This is a genomic window from Streptomyces genisteinicus (assembly GCF_014489615.1).
Taxonomy (GTDB): domain Bacteria; phylum Actinomycetota; class Actinomycetes; order Streptomycetales; family Streptomycetaceae; genus Streptomyces; species Streptomyces genisteinicus.
In genome coordinates this window covers 1,729,198-1,744,702 of record NZ_CP060825.1, presented here as the reverse complement: position 1 = coordinate 1,744,702, position 15,505 = coordinate 1,729,198, and the positions used below count along the sequence as shown (strand labels likewise).

The window sequence follows — 15,505 nt, the reverse complement described above, 5'->3', positions numbered from 1 at the left end:
GACCGTGCCGGGCCCGCCCGCCGCGGGTGGCCGGGCCCTGCCGGGCGGGCCCGCGGCCGGGTGCGGGGCGGGCCCGGCGGCGGGTCAGCGGACCGGCCGGTCCGCCCGCTCCACCTTCTGGGTGCCGCTCAGCGTGCGGTACGAGCGGGTCCACGCGGCGCTCGAGTCCGGCTTCGCCTTGTCCGAGAGGGTGTAGTAGTCCATCTGCGCGTGCTCCGGCGTGACGTCGAGCACGCCGTAGCCGTGGCCGTCCATGTCCACCCACTTCACGTGGCGGTTGGCGGCCCGCACCGCCGCCTGGGCGACCAGCGAGACCGTGCCCGGCGCGACGTTCAGCACGTCGTCCAGGTTGTCGGAGGTCACCGAGGTGACCACGAACTCCGTCGCGGCCGACTGCGAGACCGGATAGGTGGCGGCCCGCACCGGGACGTCGTTCGCCCAGGCCATGTGGATGTCGCCGGTGAGGAAGACGGTGTTGCGGATGCCGCCCGCGGTGAGATGCGCGAGGAGTTCCCGGCGGTCGTCGGTGTAGCCGTCCCACTGGTCCACGTTGACCGCCAGGCCCCCCTCGGGCAGGCCCAGCAACTCTGCGAGCGGGCCCAGCAGGTGGGCCGGCAGCGAGCCGAAGGCGACCGGGGAGATCATCACCGAGGTCCCCACCAGGCGCCAGGCGGTGTCCGAGCCGGTGAGGCCGGCCTTCAGCCAGTCCAGCTGCGCCCGCCCGGTGATGGTGCGCTCCGGGTCGTCGGCGTCCCCGTTCCCGATGCCGGTCTGCTCGGAGCGGAAGGAGCGCAGGTCCAGCAGGTGCAGATCGGCCAGCCTGCCGAAGCGCAGCCGGCGGTAGACGGTCCCCTCGGTCGAGGCCCGGACCGGCATCCACTCGAAGTACGCCTGGCGGGCCGCGGCCGCGCGGGCCGCCCAGTCGCCCTCCGCTCCGGGCGTGTGGTTCTCGGCACCGCCGGCCCAGGCGTCGTTCGCGATCTCGTGGTCGTCCCAGATCGCGACGACCGGATGCGCGGCGTGCAGCGCCTGGAGGTCGGGGTCCGTCTTGTAGGTGGCGTGCCGGGTCCGGTAGTCGGCGAGGGTGACGATCTCGTGCCGCGGTTCGTGCGCCCGGACGCCGCCCCCGGCGGGGTAGCCGCCGGCCGCGTACTCGTAGATGTAGTCGCCGAGGTGCAGGACCGCGTCCAGGTCCGCGCGGGCGGCGAGGTGCCGGTAGGCGGAGAAGAAGCCGGCCTCCCAGTTGGCGCAGGACACCACGCCGAAGCGGATGCCGGGAACCGTGGCGCCCGCGGCCGGGGCGGTGCGGGTGCGCCCGGTGGGGGACACGGCGCCGCCCGCGCTGAAGCGGAAGTGGTAGCCGGTGGCGGGCCGCAGACCGCGCACGTCGGCCTTGACCGTGTGGTCGGCCGCCGCGCGGGCGGTGACGTCGCCCCGGGCGACGACCCGGGTGAAGTCCCTGTCCTCGGCCACTTCCCACCGGACCGGGGTGTCCGGGCCCAGTCCGGAGCCCGGGACGGCGCCGGGACCGGGGGTGACCCGGGTCCACAGCAGGACGCCGTCGGGCAGCGGGTCGCCCGACGCGACGCCGTGGAGGAAGGCGGGTGCCAGGTCCGCGGCGGTGGCCGGGACGGCGTGGGCCAGCGCGACGGGCGCGGCGGCGGCGGTTGCGGCGACGGCCTTGACGACCGTGCGGCGGCGGGGAGTTGAGGAAAATCGACTGGTCACGGCCGATCAGACTACTGATCGGTAGGTCGAATGGGCGGGCGAACGGAGAAAGTTCGCCCGCCCCTCGTGCGGTGTCGTCCGGGAGTTCGCGGGACGGCCCCCGGGGGGTCCCGCGCGGGGTCAGCCCTTCAGCGCCTTCGCGATCGCCGCGTCGAACTGCTCGGCCGTCATGGGCGCGGTGTCGCTGCCCTCGGCGGTCACCTTCTTGCCGTCCATCATCAGCGTGGGGGTGCCGCCCACCCCGCTGTCGTCGAACTTCTCCGACATCTTCATCGCCCAGGCGTCGAAGGTGCCCTGCTCGACGTCCTTGCGGAAGTCGGCGTTGTTCTTCAGGGCGGGCACCGTGTCCGCGACCTCCAGCAGGTAGGAGTCCTTGCCGAAGGAGTCCTCGTTCTCCTCGGGGTGCCACTTCTCGGAGTAGAGGGCCGTCTTGTAGGCGGTGAACGCCTCGGGGCTCACGTCCAGTGCCGCGCCCAGTGCGCTGAGCGCGTTCTTGGAGCCCTCGCCGCCGGCGGCGTCGTCGATGAAGGTGGCGCCGATGTAGGCGACCTTGTACGAGCCGTCCTCGACGCCCTTGTCCACCGACGCGCCGACCTCCTGCTCGAACACGGCGCAGACCGGGCAGCGGGAGTCCTCGTACAGCTCCAGGGTCTTCTTCGCGTCGGCCTTGCCGATCACGACCGTGGTGCCGTTCTCGCCCGAGGTGTTCTTCGGGGCGGTGATGTTCTTCGCGTCCGCCGCGGACTCCCAGTGGGAGGGCTTGTTGGCCTGCATGATGCCGTAGCCGACACCGCCGGCCACGGCGAGGACCAGGACGCCGCTGCCGGCCACGATCAGCTGCCGGCGGGTCCGCTCCTTCCTGGCCTGGCGCTCGCGCTCCTCGCGCAGCCGCTCGCGGGCGGCCGCCTTGTTGGCCTGGTTGTTGCGCTTGCTCATGATCGATCACTCCGTACGGGGACGTGGGAAGACTGCGGAAGGACTGGCTCCGGAAGGGGGGCGTGCGCTCTACGCGCAGAGCGCCACCGGACGCGGAGGTCCTCTCCGTCCCACGGAGTGCACCAGCGGCCGGACGCGGGCCGGGCGGGGGTCGCGGTACCGGGCGCGGCCCGCGGGCCGCCGGGCGGGAGCTGTGCCGCACACGGCGGACACCGCCAGCAGCAGCGGCCGGAAGGCGAGGGCGCCCGCGGCCCGCAGCATCGCCGCCAGCGCCGCCTCGCCCCGGCGCAGCCACGCGGCGGCGAGGAGGCCGACGGCGACGTGCGCGCCCAGCAGCAGCCACGGCACCGACGGGTCGGGGGAGGCCAGCAGCCCGGCGGCGGCCGACGGCTCGGCGACCCCCGGCAGCCCCGTGCCCAGACCGCCGCCGCAGAGCACGTCGAGGCCGAAGGTGCGCAGCGATCCGGCGACCGGGCCGCCGGTGGCGCCGTAGCAGGTGTGCTGCCCGAAGGTGAAGACCGTGTCCGCCGCCAGCTCCAGCGGCACCAGCAGGGCCGCGATCCGCCAGAAGCCGCGCTCCGCGCCCGACAGGGCGTACGCGGCGCCGAAGACGGCGGCGGCGAGCAGCGCGACGGTGGACAGCGGCAGCGGGGCACCCGAGAGCAGCACGTGGGACGCGGCGGACAGCGTCACGACGAGTGCCGTGAAGACCGCTGCCCGCAGCGTCCTGAGCTGCGTCCCTGATATGTCCATCGCCGGTGAGTGTGTCATGCCGGGCTGTAAGGACTCCTTAAACGGCCGCCGCCCCCGGCCCGCCGGGCGCCCGGAGGCCCGGGATCCGCCCGTTGCGGAAGAGGTCCACGAAGATCTGGTGGTCACGGCGGGCCCGGGCGCCGTACTCGTGGGCGAAGCCGGTCAGCAGCTCGCCGAATCCGTCCTCGTCGGCCGCGATCGCGGCGTCGATGGCCCGCTCGGTGGAGAACGGCACCAGGGAGTGGCCGCTCTCGTCGTCCGCGGCCGCGTGCATGGTGGCCGTCGCCCGCCCGAGGTCCGCGACGACCGCCGCGATCTCGGCCGGGTCGTCGAGGTCCGACCAGTCCAGGTCCACCGCGTACGGGGAGACCTCGGCGACGAGCTGGCCGGCGCCGTCCAGCTCGGTCCAGCCGAGCCACGGGTCGGCGTGGTCCTGGAGCGCGCGCTGGGAGATCACCGTGCGGTGGCCCTCGTGCCGGAAGTAGCCGCGGATCGCCTCGTCGGTGATGTGCCGGGACACCGCCGGGGTCTGCGCCTGCTTCATGTAGATCACGACGTCGTTCTCCAGGGCGTCGCTGTTGCCCTCCAGGAGGATGTTGTACGACGGCAGGCCGGCCGACCCGATGCCGATGCCCCGGCGGCCCACCACGTCCTTCACCCGGTACGAGTCGGGGCGGGTGAGGCTCGACTCCGGCAGCGTCTCCAGATAGCCGTCGAACGCCGCGAGCACCTTGTACCGCATGGCGGCGTCGAGCTCGACCGCCCCGCCGCCGGCCGCGAAGCGGCGCTCGTAGTCGCGGATCTCGGTCATCGAGTCCAGCAGCGAGAAACGGGTCAGCGACCGTGCCGCGCGCAGCGCCCCGAGCAGCGGGCCCTCGGCCGTGTCCAGGGTGAACGGCGGCAGGTCGTCCGTCTTCGCGCCCGTCGCCAGGGCGTGGATGCGCTCGCGGTAGGCCGCGGCGAAGGTCCGCACCAGCTCCGTGATCTGCTCGTCGGAGAGGGCCTTGGTGTAGCCGATCAGGGCGAGCGAGGCGGCCAGCCGCTTCAGGTCCCAGGTGAACGGGCCGACGTACGCCTCGTCGAAGTCGTTGACGTTGAAGATCAGACGCCCGTTGGCGTCCATGTAGGTGCCGAAGTTCTCGGCGTGGAGATCGCCGTGGATCCACACCCGGCCGGTGCGCTCGTCCAGGAACGGCCCGCCGTGCCGCTCGGCCTCCAGGTCGCTGTAGAAGAGGCAGGCCGTCCCGCGGTAGAACGCGAACGCGGAGGCGGCCATCTTGCGGAACTTGACCCGGAAGGCGGCCGGATCGGCGGCCAGGAGCTCGCCGAAGGCGGTGTCGAACACGGCGAGGATCTCCTCGCCGCGCTGCTCGGCGGTGGGCTGCGGGACCGGCATCGCGGGGTGCCTCCTGGTACATGGCGTACGTGCGTTTCCGTCCCGTACCAACGCGCGGCGGGGTGCGGGAGTGCCCGCCCGGGGACGCGCCGACGGGAGTCGGCGTCGCCCCCCGGAGTGTCCGCCGGGCGTCGTAGACTTCCTGGCTGACCCCCCAGACCGCCTTCGGGCCGTCGACCGCCGTTCTTCCGGAGGCGCACCGCCGTGACCAAGCCGCCCTTCACGCACCTGCACGTCCACACCCAGTACTCGCTGCTGGACGGTGCCGCGCGGCTGGGGGACATGTTCAAGGCGTGCAACGAGATGGGCATGACGCACATCGCCATGTCCGACCACGGCAACCTGCACGGCGCCTACGACTTCTTCCACTCCGCGAAGAAGGCAGGGGTCACCCCGATCATCGGCATCGAGGCGTACGTCGCCCCCGAGTCCCGGCGCAACAAGCGCAAGATCCAGTGGGGCCAGCCGCACCAGAAGCGCGACGACGTCTCCGGCTCCGGCGGCTACACCCACAAGACCATCTGGGCGGCGAACTCCACCGGACTGCACAACCTCTTCAAGCTCTCCTCCGACGCCTACGCCGAGGGCTGGCTCCAGAAGTGGCCGCGGATGGACAAGGAGACCATCGCCCAGTGGTCCGAGGGCCTGATCGCCTCCACCGGCTGTCCCTCCGGCGAACTCCAGACGAGGCTGCGCCTCGGGCAGTTCGACGAGGCCCTGAAGTCGGCCTCCGAGTACCAGGACATCTTCGGCAAGGACCGGTACTTCCTGGAGCTGATGGACCACGGCATCGAGATCGAGCGCCGGGTCCGCGACGGGCTCCTGGAGATCGGGAAGAAGCTCGGCATCCCCCCGCTGGTCACCAACGACTCGCACTACACCTACGCGCACGAGGCCACCGCCCACGACGCGCTGCTGTGCATCCAGACCGGCAAGAACCTCTCCGACCCGGACCGCTTCCGCTTCGACGGTACCGGCTACTACCTCAAGTCGACCGACGAGATGTACGCCATCGACTCCTCGGACGCCTGGCAGGAGGGCTGCGCCAACACCCTGCTGGTGGCCGAGCAGATCGACACCGAGGGCATGTTCGTGCAGCGCGACCTCATGCCGCGGTTCGACATCCCGGAGGAGGGCCACACCAACACCACCTGGTTCAAGGAGGAGGTGCGGCGCGGCATGGCCCGCCGCTACCCGGGGGGCGTGCCCGACGACCGGCAGAAGCAGGCCGAGTACGAGATGGACGTCATCATCCAGATGGGGTTCCCGGGCTACTTCCTCGTCGTCGCCGACTTCATCATGTGGGCGAAGAACAACGGCATCGCCGTCGGCCCCGGACGAGGCTCGGCCGCCGGCTCGATCGTCGCCTACGCCATGGGCATCACCGACCTCGACCCGATCGAGCACGGCCTGATCTTCGAGCGGTTCCTCAACCCCGAGCGCGTGTCCATGCCCGATGTCGACATCGACTTCGACGAGCGCAGGCGCGTCGAGGTGATCCGGTACGTCACGGAGAAGTACGGCGCCGACAAGGTCGCCATGATCGGCACGTACGGCAAGATCAAGGCGAAGAACGCCATCAAGGACTCGGCGCGCGTTCTCGGCTACCCGTACGCCATGGGCGACCGCCTCACCAAGGCGATGCCCGCCGACGTCCTCGGCAAGGGCATCGACCTCAACGGCATCACCGACCCGTCCCACCCGCGGTACAGCGAGGCGGGCGAGATCCGGGCGATGTACGAGAACGAGCCGGACGTCAAGAAGGTGATCGACACCGCCAAGGGCGTCGAGGGCCTGGTCCGGCAGATGGGCGTGCACGCGGCCGGCGTGATCATGTCCAGCGAACCCATCGTCGACCACGCCCCGATCTGGGTGCGGCACACCGACGGCGTCACCATCACGCAGTGGGACTACCCGCAGTGCGAGTCCCTCGGCCTGATCAAGATGGACTTCCTCGGCCTGCGCAACCTGACGATCATGGACGACGCCATCAAGATGGTGAAGTCCAACAAGGGCGTCGACCTGGAGATGCTCGCCCTGCCGCTGGACGACCCCAAGACCTTCGAACTCCTCCAGCGCGGCGACACCCTCGGCGTCTTCCAGTTCGACGGCGGGCCCATGCGGTCCCTCCTGCGGCTGATGAAGCCCGACAACTTCGAGGACATCTCCGCCGTGTCGGCCCTGTACCGGCCCGGCCCGATGGGAATGAACTCCCACACGAACTACGCGCTGCGCAAGAACAAGCAGCAGGAGATCACGCCCATCCACCCGGAGCTGGAGGAGCCGCTCCGGGAGGTCCTCGACATCACCTACGGCCTGATCGTCTACCAGGAGCAGGTGCAGAAGGCCGCCCAGATCATCGCCGGGTACTCGCTCGGCGAGGCCGACATCCTGCGCCGCGTGATGGGCAAGAAGAAGCCCGAGGAGCTGGCGAAGAACTTCACCATCTTCCAGGAGGGAGCCCGCGGCCGCGGCTACAGCGACGAGGCCATCCAGGCCCTGTGGGACGTACTGGTCCCCTTCGCCGGCTACGCCTTCAACAAGGCGCACTCGTCCGCGTACGGCCTGGTCACGTACTGGACGGCCTATCTCAAGGCCAACCACCCGGCCGAGTACATGGCCGCGCTGCTCACCTCGGTCAAGGACGACAAGGACAAGTCGGCCGTCTACCTGAACGAGTGCCGCCGCATGGGCATCAAGGTCCTGCCGCCCAACGTCAACGAGTCCATGTCGAACTTCGCCGCCCAGGGCGACGACGTGATCCTCTTCGGCCTCACCGCCGTCCGCAACGTCGGCACCAACGTCGTCGAGTCGATCATCCGCACGCGCAAGGCGAAGGGGAAGTACAGCTCCTTCCCCGACTTCCTCGACAAGGTCGAGGCCGTCGTCTGCAACAAGCGCACCGTCGAGTCTCTGATCAAGGCCGGCGCCTTCGACGAGATGGGCCACACCCGCAAGGGGCTGGTCGCCCACCACGAGCCGATGATCGACAACGTGGTGGCGGTCAAGCGCAAGGAGGCGGAAGGGCAGTTCGACCTCTTCGGCGGGATGGGCGAGGAGGAGACCAGCGAGCCGGGCTTCGGCCTCGACGTGGAGTTCTCCGACGTCGAGTGGGAGAAGTCCTACCTCCTCGCGCAGGAGCGGGAGATGCTCGGCCTCTACGTCTCCGACCACCCGCTCTTCGGCATCGAGCACGTCCTGTCCGACAAGACGGACGCCGCGATCTCCCAGCTCACCGGCGGTGAGCACGCCGACGGTGCGGTCGTGACCATCGGCGGCATCATCTCCGGGCTCCAGCGCAAGATGACCAAGCAGGGCAACGCCTGGGCAATCGCCACGGTCGAGGACCTCGCGGGTTCCATCGAGTGCATGTTCTTCCCGGCGACGTACCAGCTCGTCTCCACCCAGCTCGTCGAGGACACCGTGGTCTTCGTCAAGGGCCGCCTCGACAAGCGGGAGGACGTGCCGCGGCTGGTCGCCATGGAGCTGATGGTCCCGGACCTGTCGTCGGCGGGGACCAACGCCCCGGTCGTGGTCACCATCCCGACGGTCAAGGTCACTCCGCCCATGGTCAGCCGCCTCGGCGAGATCCTCAGCCATCACAAGGGCAACACCGAGGTGCGGATCAAGCTCCAGGGTCCCCGCAAGACGACCGTGCTCCGGCTCGACCGGCACCGCGTCCAGCCGGACCCGGCCCTCTTCGGCGACCTCAAGGTGCTGCTCGGACCGTCCTGCCTCGCCGGCTGACCTCCCTGCCCCGACCCCTGCCCCGCCCGGCCGGGCGGGGCAGGGAGCGGCCGAAGCCCGCCGCACGGCAGAAGGGGCGCGCCCGTCGTGACGGGCGCGCCCCTTCTGCTGATCAGGTCTGTCGTCGGGCCTCAGTTGTGGCCGAAGCGCTTCTGCCGGCCCTTGTGCGCGATGTCCGAGGGCGTGACCTGCGACATGCGCTGCTCGGCCTGCGCCTCCATCGACGACTTCTGGGCCTCCTGGCGTCCGCGCTCGGCCGGGGACGCCTTCTGACTGCGTTCGCGGTTCTTGTTCTTGGCCATGGTGCTGCCTCCTGTGAGGGTCTAGGGGCCAGGGCCGGGACCAGACTCACATATGCGTATTTCCTGCGCATTTTGGATCATTGCGGACGGTAGTCGGCGAACACGAAGGTCATCGCGCCGGATCCGCCACGCCGATGATCGAGTTCCGGCCGTTAACCCACCCGTGGTCGGGCAGACTCGAGGGAAACCCGGAACAATCCCCGATCCGGACCTCTGCCGACCCGCGTTCCCCCGGAGCATGGGAGGTTCCCGGACCACCGCCGAGGCCCCCGGAGGTGTTCTTGACGAAGTCCCGAAAGAGGGTGGAACGCGTGGACCGCTGCGTCGTCCTGGTGGACGCCGGTTACCTGCTGGGTGCCGCCGCGAGCCTTCTCGCGGGAGAACCCTCGCGCTCACGGATCACCGTCGACCACGCCTCCCTCATCCAGGGCCTGCGTGAACTCGCCGAGGCCGACACCGGCCGGCCCCTGCTGCGCATCTACTGGTTCGACGGGGCGCCCGACCGGGTGCCCCAGCCCGAACACCGCAGGCTGCGGGTGATGCCCCGGGTCACCGTCCGGCTCGGCGCCCTGACCCGCAGCGACGGCCGCTGGGCCCAGAAGGGCGTCGACGCGGCCATGCACGCCGAACTCACCGAACTGGCCAGAAATCGCGCCTGTTCCGACGTCGTCCTCGTCACCGGTGACGGCGACCTGCTCCCCGGGCTGATGTCCGCCAAGGAGCACGGCGTCGCCGTCCACCTCTGGGCCGTCCAGGCCGCCGACGGCGACTACAACCAGTCCGAGGACCTGGTGGCCGAGGCCGACGAACGCCGTGTCCTCGACCGCGCCTGGATCACCCGCGCCGTCCGCGCCAGGGACTTCGCCGGCGGCTGCGCCCCGCAGCCCGCCACCCGCCCCGACATCGCCGCGATCCTCTCCGCCCCGCTCCCCGAGTCCGCGCACGCCTCCGCCGCCGGGCAGCGCGCCCAGGCGGCTCAGGCCAACGGCGCCGCCCCGCCGGCACCCGCCGCCGACGACGACCGGGCCGCCCCGGCACCCGCCGCCAAGGGGGTGCCCACGCCCAAGGACCTCGCCTCGCTCCGCTCCCACGGCCAGCACCCCGCGCCGCCCCACCCCCCGGCGGGCGCCACGCTCCGCTGGTCCTCCGACCGGGGCTGGATCGAGCGGTCCGGCGGGGCCCTCGGGGAACCGCCGGAGAGCGCGTCGCTGCCCACCCTCGCCCAGCTCACCAGCGCCGAGCAGCGCTGGGCGGACCGGGAGGAGGACATCACCACCGTCGGCGGCGACCCCTTCGAGGTGGGACAGGTGTTCGCCCGGCGGTGGATGGCGCGGCTGCCGGAGAGCGGCCACGTGCAGAAGCTGTCCACCATGTACCCGCGCATCCCGCACCGCATCGACGGGGAACTGCTGCGCTACGCCGCCCGGTTCGGCCTCCTCGCCCACAAGGACGACCAGATCGACGAGCACGACCGGTACGCGATCCGCGCGGGATTCTGGCGCGAGATCGACGTCCGCACGGCCGCCGAGCACCCCGCCGCGGCGGACCAGCCGGGGCCCGAGGGCATCCGGAGCGGGCGGACCCCGTAGTCTCGTACCTCGTGAGTACGGTGTGCGTGGTGCGGGATCTGGTGAAGACGTACCCGGCCGCACGGGGACGAAGGGGTACGCCGGGGACACCCGAGGTGCGGGCCACCGACGGGATCAGCCTCGAGGTCGGGCACGGCGAGATCTTCGGGCTGCTCGGCCCCAACGGCGCGGGCAAGTCCACCCTGGTGCGTCAGCTCACCGGGCTGATGCGCCCCGACTCCGGCACCGTCGAACTCCTCGGGCACGATCTCGTGCGCCACCCCGAGCGCGCCGCGCGGCTGATCGGCTACCTCGGGCAGGAGTCCACCGCCCTCGACGAGATGACCGTGTCCCTGGCCGCCGAGACGACCGGCCGGCTGCGCGGCCTGAGCACGGGCCGGGCCCGCGAGGAGCGGGACGCCGTCCTCGACGAGCTCGGGCTCGCCGACCTCGCCTCGCGCCCCATCCGCCGCCTCTCCGGCGGCCAGCGGCGCCTCGCCTGCTTCGCCGCCGCGCTCGTCGGACACCGCCCGGTGCTCGTCCTGGACGAGCCGACCACCGGCATGGACCCCGTCGCCCGCCGCGCCGTGTGGGCGGCGGTCGACCGCCGCCGCGAGGAGCACGGCGCGACGGTCCTGCTCGTCACCCACAACGTCATCGAGGCCGAGTCCGTCCTCGACCGGGTGGCCGTCCTCGACCGGGGCCGCGTCATCGCCTGCGACAGCCCCTCCGGGCTGAAGGAGCGGGTCGCCGGAGAGGTCCGCGTCGAGCTGGTGTGGCGCGAGCGCGCCCCGCTCGACGTGCCCGAGGTCGCCGCGCTCCGCGACGCCGCGCAGGAGTCCGGCAGGCGCTGGACGCTGCGGCTGGCGCCCGAGGAGGCGCGGGCGGCCGTCGCCGCGGTGACCGGGGGAGCGGCCTTCGCGGCCCTCGACGACTTCACCCTGGCCACCCCCAGCCTGGAGGACGTGTACTTGGCACTCGGCGGAAACGCGACGAAGGGGCTGGTCAAGGCGTGAGCACGGTGTCCGCTGAGTCCACCGGGACGACGACCGCACGGCAGGGAACGGCGCAGGGGACCACCCCCGCGCCGCTGGCCCCGGCCGCCCGGCTGCTGCCCGCGCTCGGGGCCGTCTACCGGGCGCAGCTGTCCCGGGCACGGGTCGCCCGCATCCCCCTCCTGTTCGTCGCCACCTTCCAGTCCGTCGGCATCATGGTGCTGATGCGCGGGGTCGTCGACGGCGGCTCGGAGGCCCGCGCGGTCGTCGCGGGCGCCAGCGTGCTCGTCGTCGCCTTCGTCGCGCTGAACCTGCTCGCCCAGTACTTCGGGCAGCTGCGTGCGCAGGGCGGCCTCGACCACTACGCCACCCTGCCCGTGCCGCCCGCCGCCGTCGTCCTCGGCGCGGCCGGCGCCTACGCCTCCTTCACCGTCCCGGGCACGATCGTCACCGCGGTGGCGGGATCGGTCCTGTTCGGCCTCCCGCTGACCCATCTGTGGATCCTGGCCGCCGTGATCCCCCTCGCCGGGGCGGCCCTGGCCGGTCTGGGCGCGGCTCTCGGGCTCCTCGCCCCGCGTCAGGAACTCGCCACCCTCCTCGGGCAGCTGGGCATGTCGGCCGCGCTGCTCCTCGGGGTGCTGCCCGCCGAGCGCATGCCCGGCCCCATTGCCTGGGCCCGCGACCTGCTGCCGTCGACCTACGGCGTCGAGGCCATGGCCCGGACCTTCGACGCCCGCCCCGACTGGCCGGCCGTCGCCCTCGACCTCGCCGTCTGCGCGGGTGTCGGCGTGGTGTCCCTGGCCGTGGCGACCTGGGCCTACCGGCGGGCAGCGGTCCGGTGAGGCATCGCCCCGGCGGGCCTGGCACGATGGCGGGGTGACCGCACCTCTGACACCGCCCCACCAGCCGGACCGGCCGTCCTCCTCGTCGGGGCCGCCCGCCCCGTACCCCCCGGCGTGGACGGACGACGCGCGCCTGGCGAAGCAGGCCGAGCTCCGGCGCGACCTGCGGGACTCGGCCGTGGTGCTCGCGGCGGTGACGGTGCTCGGTGTGGCGCTCGGCCTGCTCTGGCTGTGGCTGGCTCCCCGGGTGCCGCTGGTCTCCGACGGCGAGGCGGTCTTCCTGAAGAACTCCGAGGGCGAGGAGGCCATCGCGGCTGACGGAACGTTCGTCCTGATCGCGGTGGCGCTCGGCGCGCTGAGCGCGGCCGGCGCCTTCCTCTTCCGCCGCCGCGGCGGCATCCCCCTGGTCGTCGCGCTCGCCGTGGGCGGCCTGCTGGCCTCCCTCCTGGGATGGGGCATGGGCGTGTGGCTCGGCCCGGACCAGGACGTCGCGGAGCACGCCCGCCAGGTCGGGGAGGGCGTCACCTTCGACGCCTACCTCCAGCTCCGGGCCAAGGGCGCGCTGCTGGCCTGGCCGCTCGCGGCGATGGTGGTCCACCTGGGGCTGACCGCGCTCTTCGCCCCGCGCGATCCCGAGCCCGTCCCCGATCCGTACACCTCGCCCGCCTGGCCGCCGCGCGCCCCCTGACGAGGCCGCGGGCCGGGGCGCCCTGCCCCGTGGGGGCGGCCGCCCGGTCCGTGCGCGGCGTGCGCTGCCCGGCGGGGGTGGCCGCCCGGTCCGTGCGCGGGGCCGCCGTCCCCGTCACCCGCGTCCGCTGCCCGAGGCCACTGCCCCCGGCCCGGCGTCCGCCCTACGCGCGGGCGATCGGGGCGCGGACCGCGGACGTCAGGGTGCGCAGCGCCTCGGCCGCGAGCTCGACCTCCAGGCCGCGCCGCCCCGCCGAGACGCAGATCGTCTCGTGGTCCCAGGCCGACGCGTCCAGCACCGTCGGAAGGCGCTTGCGCTGCCCGAGGGGCGAGATGCCGCCGCGGACGTACCCCGTGGTGCGCTCGGCCGCCGCGGGGTCCGCCATGGAGGCGCGCTTGCCGCCCACCGCGGTGGCGAGCGCCTTGAGGTCGAGCTGTCCCGCGACCGGGACGACGGCCACCGTCAGGGCGCCGTCGACGTCGGCCACCAGGGTCTTGAAGACCCGGGCGGGGGAGACCCCGAGGGCCTCGGCGGCCTCCTCGCCGTACGACGGCGACGCCGGGTCGTGGTCGTAGGCGTGCACCGTGAAGGGGGTGCCCGCCGCGGTCAGCGCCACCGTCGCGGGTGTGCCCCCGGCCTGCTTCTTCGGCTTCTTCGCCACCGCTCGTGTACCTCGCGTCAGTTGGGGTTCGTCGGCTGCCGGGTCAGGTCCACCGCGGGCAGCGAGGGCAGGTGCCTCAGCACCGCCGTCTCGGCGCGCAGCAGCTTCAGTTCCTCGCGCAGCCGCGTCGCCGTGTCGGGGGCCTGCAGCAGGCGCTGCTTGGCCGGGGTGTCCAGCACCGCGGCGGCCGCGACCAGGTAGGAGACCACGGACGGCTCGTCGGGCAGGTCGGCTCCGGTCGCCATCGAGCGCTCCCTCGCCCCCGCGAGCCGCTGCTGGTAGCTGCGGAACGCGCGCAGCACCCCCTCCGCCAGGGCCGCCGCGCCCTCGCCCGGCTCCTCGGGCAGCTCCTCCAGCTCGGCCACCAGGAAGGGGCCGCTCGCGTCCACGGACAGCAGCCGGACACGGGAGGTGCCGGTCGCCAGGACCTCGAAGCCGCCGTCGGGGCGCTCGCGGATCGTCGCGGCGTCGGCGATGCAGCCCACGCGGTGGAACGCCTGGACGGGGTCGGACCCGAAGCCGGCCGCGGGGCCGCGCTCGACGACCGCGGTCGGGTCCGGCAGACCCGGCGACGTGGGCGCGACCTCCCGTCCGTCGCGGATCGCGACGACGGCGAAGCGCCTCGCTTCCTCGTCGCCCGTCTTCAACAGCTCGCGCATCATGGCGCGATATCGCTCCTCGAAGACGTTCAGGGGCAGCACGAGGCCGGGGAACAGCACCGAGTTCAGCGGGAAGAGCGGCAGGGAGACGGTGGTCACAGCGGTCAAGCGTAATGGGCGGCGGACCTGCCCCTGACCCCCCGCAGCGGCATCGTGGACGCGACCTCGATCCGCACCCCGTCCCGGGCGCGCAGGAACTGGCCCAGCGGGTCGTCCGTCACCGAGGTCCAGGGGAACGACGTCGCGTACGGGCCGATCCGCCGGAACTGCTCCAGGGCCTCGTCCCAGCGCCCCCGGGACACCAGCACGAGGGTGAGCAGGTTGCGCACCTCCGCGGGCCACGGGTCGCCCCGCTCGTAGGCCGCGGACAGCTCGACGGCGAGGTCGGCCGCCCGGTCGATCCGGTCGTCCTGCACCGAGGTGGTCGGCTCACCGGTCAGCAGCCGGGCGAACGCGGCCCGCACCGGGAGCGCCCGCACCAGGGAGCCGGGCAGCGCGTCCCCGGCCGCCTCCTCCGCGAAGTCGAAGCACTCCCGGTGCGATCCGTACCACTGCGCGGACAGGTACTGGAGCGCCGCCACGTGGCAGCCGTAGTGATGGGAGGAACGCCGCACGGCCTGGGCCCACAGCCGCTCGAACGCGGTGTGGGTGGCGTGGGTGCCGCGGGCGTGGTCGAGCGCGAGGCGCCAGGGCACCGGGTCGCCCGCCTCGGCCTCGGCCGCGGCGTCGATCAGCGGACCGACCTCGCGCAGCCGCTCCGCGCGGGCCGGCGACTCCCAGGCCCGGTCGACGGCGAGCTGCGCCTTGAGCAGGAGCGCGTCGGCGTCGCGCGGCGCGGCGGCGAGCCAGGAGGAGAGCCATTCGTCCCGGTTCCGGGCGAACGCGGCGAGCCGGGTCGCATAGCGGTCGCGGTTCTCCCATTCGGCTGATTCCCGTGTGGTCGCGAGCAGCTGGGCGGCCGTCCCCCACTCGCCGGCGGCGGCGTCGACGAGGGCCGGACCGAGGCGCTCGTCGGGCGCGTCGAGCAGCACCGCGTCGTCGGGCACGAGTCCCTGACGAGTGGCGGCCAGCCGGGGGGTGTGCCGGATCATGCGCGCCAGGCGCATCGCGGCGTGCGTCAATGACATGGTGCGTACCATTGAAAACCGCAGGTGAAGCTATGCGCCAGAGGCTTCCCTGTGAAGCTTTGGTGGGGGCCCGGGGGTTGCCCGCCCGACGGTCAAGGACGGG

General features: G+C 72.7%; 13 protein-coding genes. 5 read left to right on the top strand and 8 right to left on the bottom strand.

Going from position 1 to position 15,505, the window contains the following annotated elements; genetic code table 11:
- Positions 1–84 precede the first annotated feature (84 nt).
- From IAG43_RS07705 to IAG43_RS07690, 4 genes are all read right to left on the bottom strand, one after another.
- On the bottom strand, positions 85–1,728 hold the full coding sequence (locus IAG43_RS07705; RefSeq protein ID WP_187740010.1) for an alkaline phosphatase D family protein: 1,644 nt from the start codon (positions 1,726–1,728) through the stop codon (positions 85–87).
- Between the two features lie 120 nt (positions 1,729–1,848).
- Positions 1,849–2,664 (bottom strand): DsbA family protein, encoded by an 816-nt coding sequence (locus IAG43_RS07700; protein WP_187740009.1) that lies wholly within the window; start codon positions 2,662–2,664, stop codon positions 1,849–1,851.
- A gap of 69 nt (positions 2,665–2,733) precedes the next feature.
- Entirely contained in the window at positions 2,734–3,417 is a 684-nt protein-coding gene (locus tag IAG43_RS07695; protein WP_187740008.1) for a hypothetical protein, read from the bottom strand.
- A gap of 37 nt (positions 3,418–3,454) precedes the next feature.
- Positions 3,455–4,813 (bottom strand): DUF2252 domain-containing protein, encoded by a 1,359-nt coding sequence (locus IAG43_RS07690; RefSeq protein WP_187740007.1) that lies wholly within the window; start codon positions 4,811–4,813, stop codon positions 3,455–3,457.
- A gap of 204 nt (positions 4,814–5,017) precedes the next feature.
- Between IAG43_RS07690 and dnaE the strand changes: the two genes are divergently transcribed.
- Positions 5,018–8,560, top strand: a complete 3,543-nt coding sequence (gene dnaE / locus IAG43_RS07685; RefSeq protein ID WP_187740006.1) for a DNA polymerase III subunit alpha — start codon at positions 5,018–5,020, stop codon at positions 8,558–8,560.
- A 131-nt stretch (positions 8,561–8,691) separates the two neighbouring features.
- Here the strand turns inward: dnaE and IAG43_RS07680 are convergent, their stop codons facing one another.
- Positions 8,692–8,862 carry a hypothetical protein gene (locus IAG43_RS07680; protein ID WP_187740005.1) on the bottom strand — a complete coding sequence of 57 codons (171 nt, stop codon included), beginning with the start codon at positions 8,860–8,862 and terminating at the stop codon, positions 8,692–8,694.
- A 302-nt stretch (positions 8,863–9,164) separates the two neighbouring features.
- On the opposite strand from IAG43_RS07680, the gene IAG43_RS07675 reads away from it, so the two are divergent.
- Genes IAG43_RS07675 through IAG43_RS07660 form a run of 4 tightly spaced genes read left to right on the top strand, consistent with a single transcriptional unit; the run spans position 9,165 to position 12,955 of the window.
- Entirely contained in the window at positions 9,165–10,451 is a 1,287-nt protein-coding gene (locus IAG43_RS07675; protein ID WP_187744340.1) for an NYN domain-containing protein, read from the top strand.
- Between the two features lie 11 nt (positions 10,452–10,462).
- Positions 10,463–11,446: an ABC transporter ATP-binding protein gene (locus IAG43_RS07670; RefSeq protein ID WP_246574151.1), complete on the top strand. Its 984-nt coding sequence runs from the start codon at positions 10,463–10,465 to the stop codon at positions 11,444–11,446.
- The gene (locus IAG43_RS07665; RefSeq protein WP_187740004.1) at positions 11,443–12,267 is read left to right on the top strand and encodes an ABC transporter permease; all 825 of its coding nucleotides are present in this window, start codon (positions 11,443–11,445) and stop codon (positions 12,265–12,267) included. Before IAG43_RS07670 ends, IAG43_RS07665 begins: the two co-directional genes overlap by 4 nt.
- 34 nt (positions 12,268–12,301) lie before the next feature.
- The gene (locus IAG43_RS07660; protein ID WP_187740003.1) at positions 12,302–12,955 is read left to right on the top strand and encodes an ABC transporter permease; all 654 of its coding nucleotides are present in this window, start codon (positions 12,302–12,304) and stop codon (positions 12,953–12,955) included.
- 163 nt (positions 12,956–13,118) lie between these two features.
- Here IAG43_RS07660 and ybaK read toward each other — a convergent pair whose 3' ends face one another.
- From ybaK to IAG43_RS07645, 3 genes are read right to left on the bottom strand one after another with little or no spacing between them, the layout of a single operon-like run.
- Positions 13,119–13,616 carry a Cys-tRNA(Pro) deacylase gene (gene ybaK / locus IAG43_RS07655; RefSeq protein WP_187740002.1) on the bottom strand — a complete coding sequence of 166 codons (498 nt, stop codon included), beginning with the start codon at positions 13,614–13,616 and terminating at the stop codon, positions 13,119–13,121.
- Between the two features lie 17 nt (positions 13,617–13,633).
- Positions 13,634–14,374 (bottom strand): LON peptidase substrate-binding domain-containing protein, encoded by a 741-nt coding sequence (locus tag IAG43_RS07650; protein WP_187740001.1) that lies wholly within the window; start codon positions 14,372–14,374, stop codon positions 13,634–13,636.
- Between the two features lie 5 nt (positions 14,375–14,379).
- Positions 14,380–15,414: a hypothetical protein gene (locus IAG43_RS07645; RefSeq protein ID WP_187740000.1), complete on the bottom strand. Its 1,035-nt coding sequence runs from the start codon at positions 15,412–15,414 to the stop codon at positions 14,380–14,382.
- Positions 15,415–15,505 lie beyond the last annotated feature (91 nt).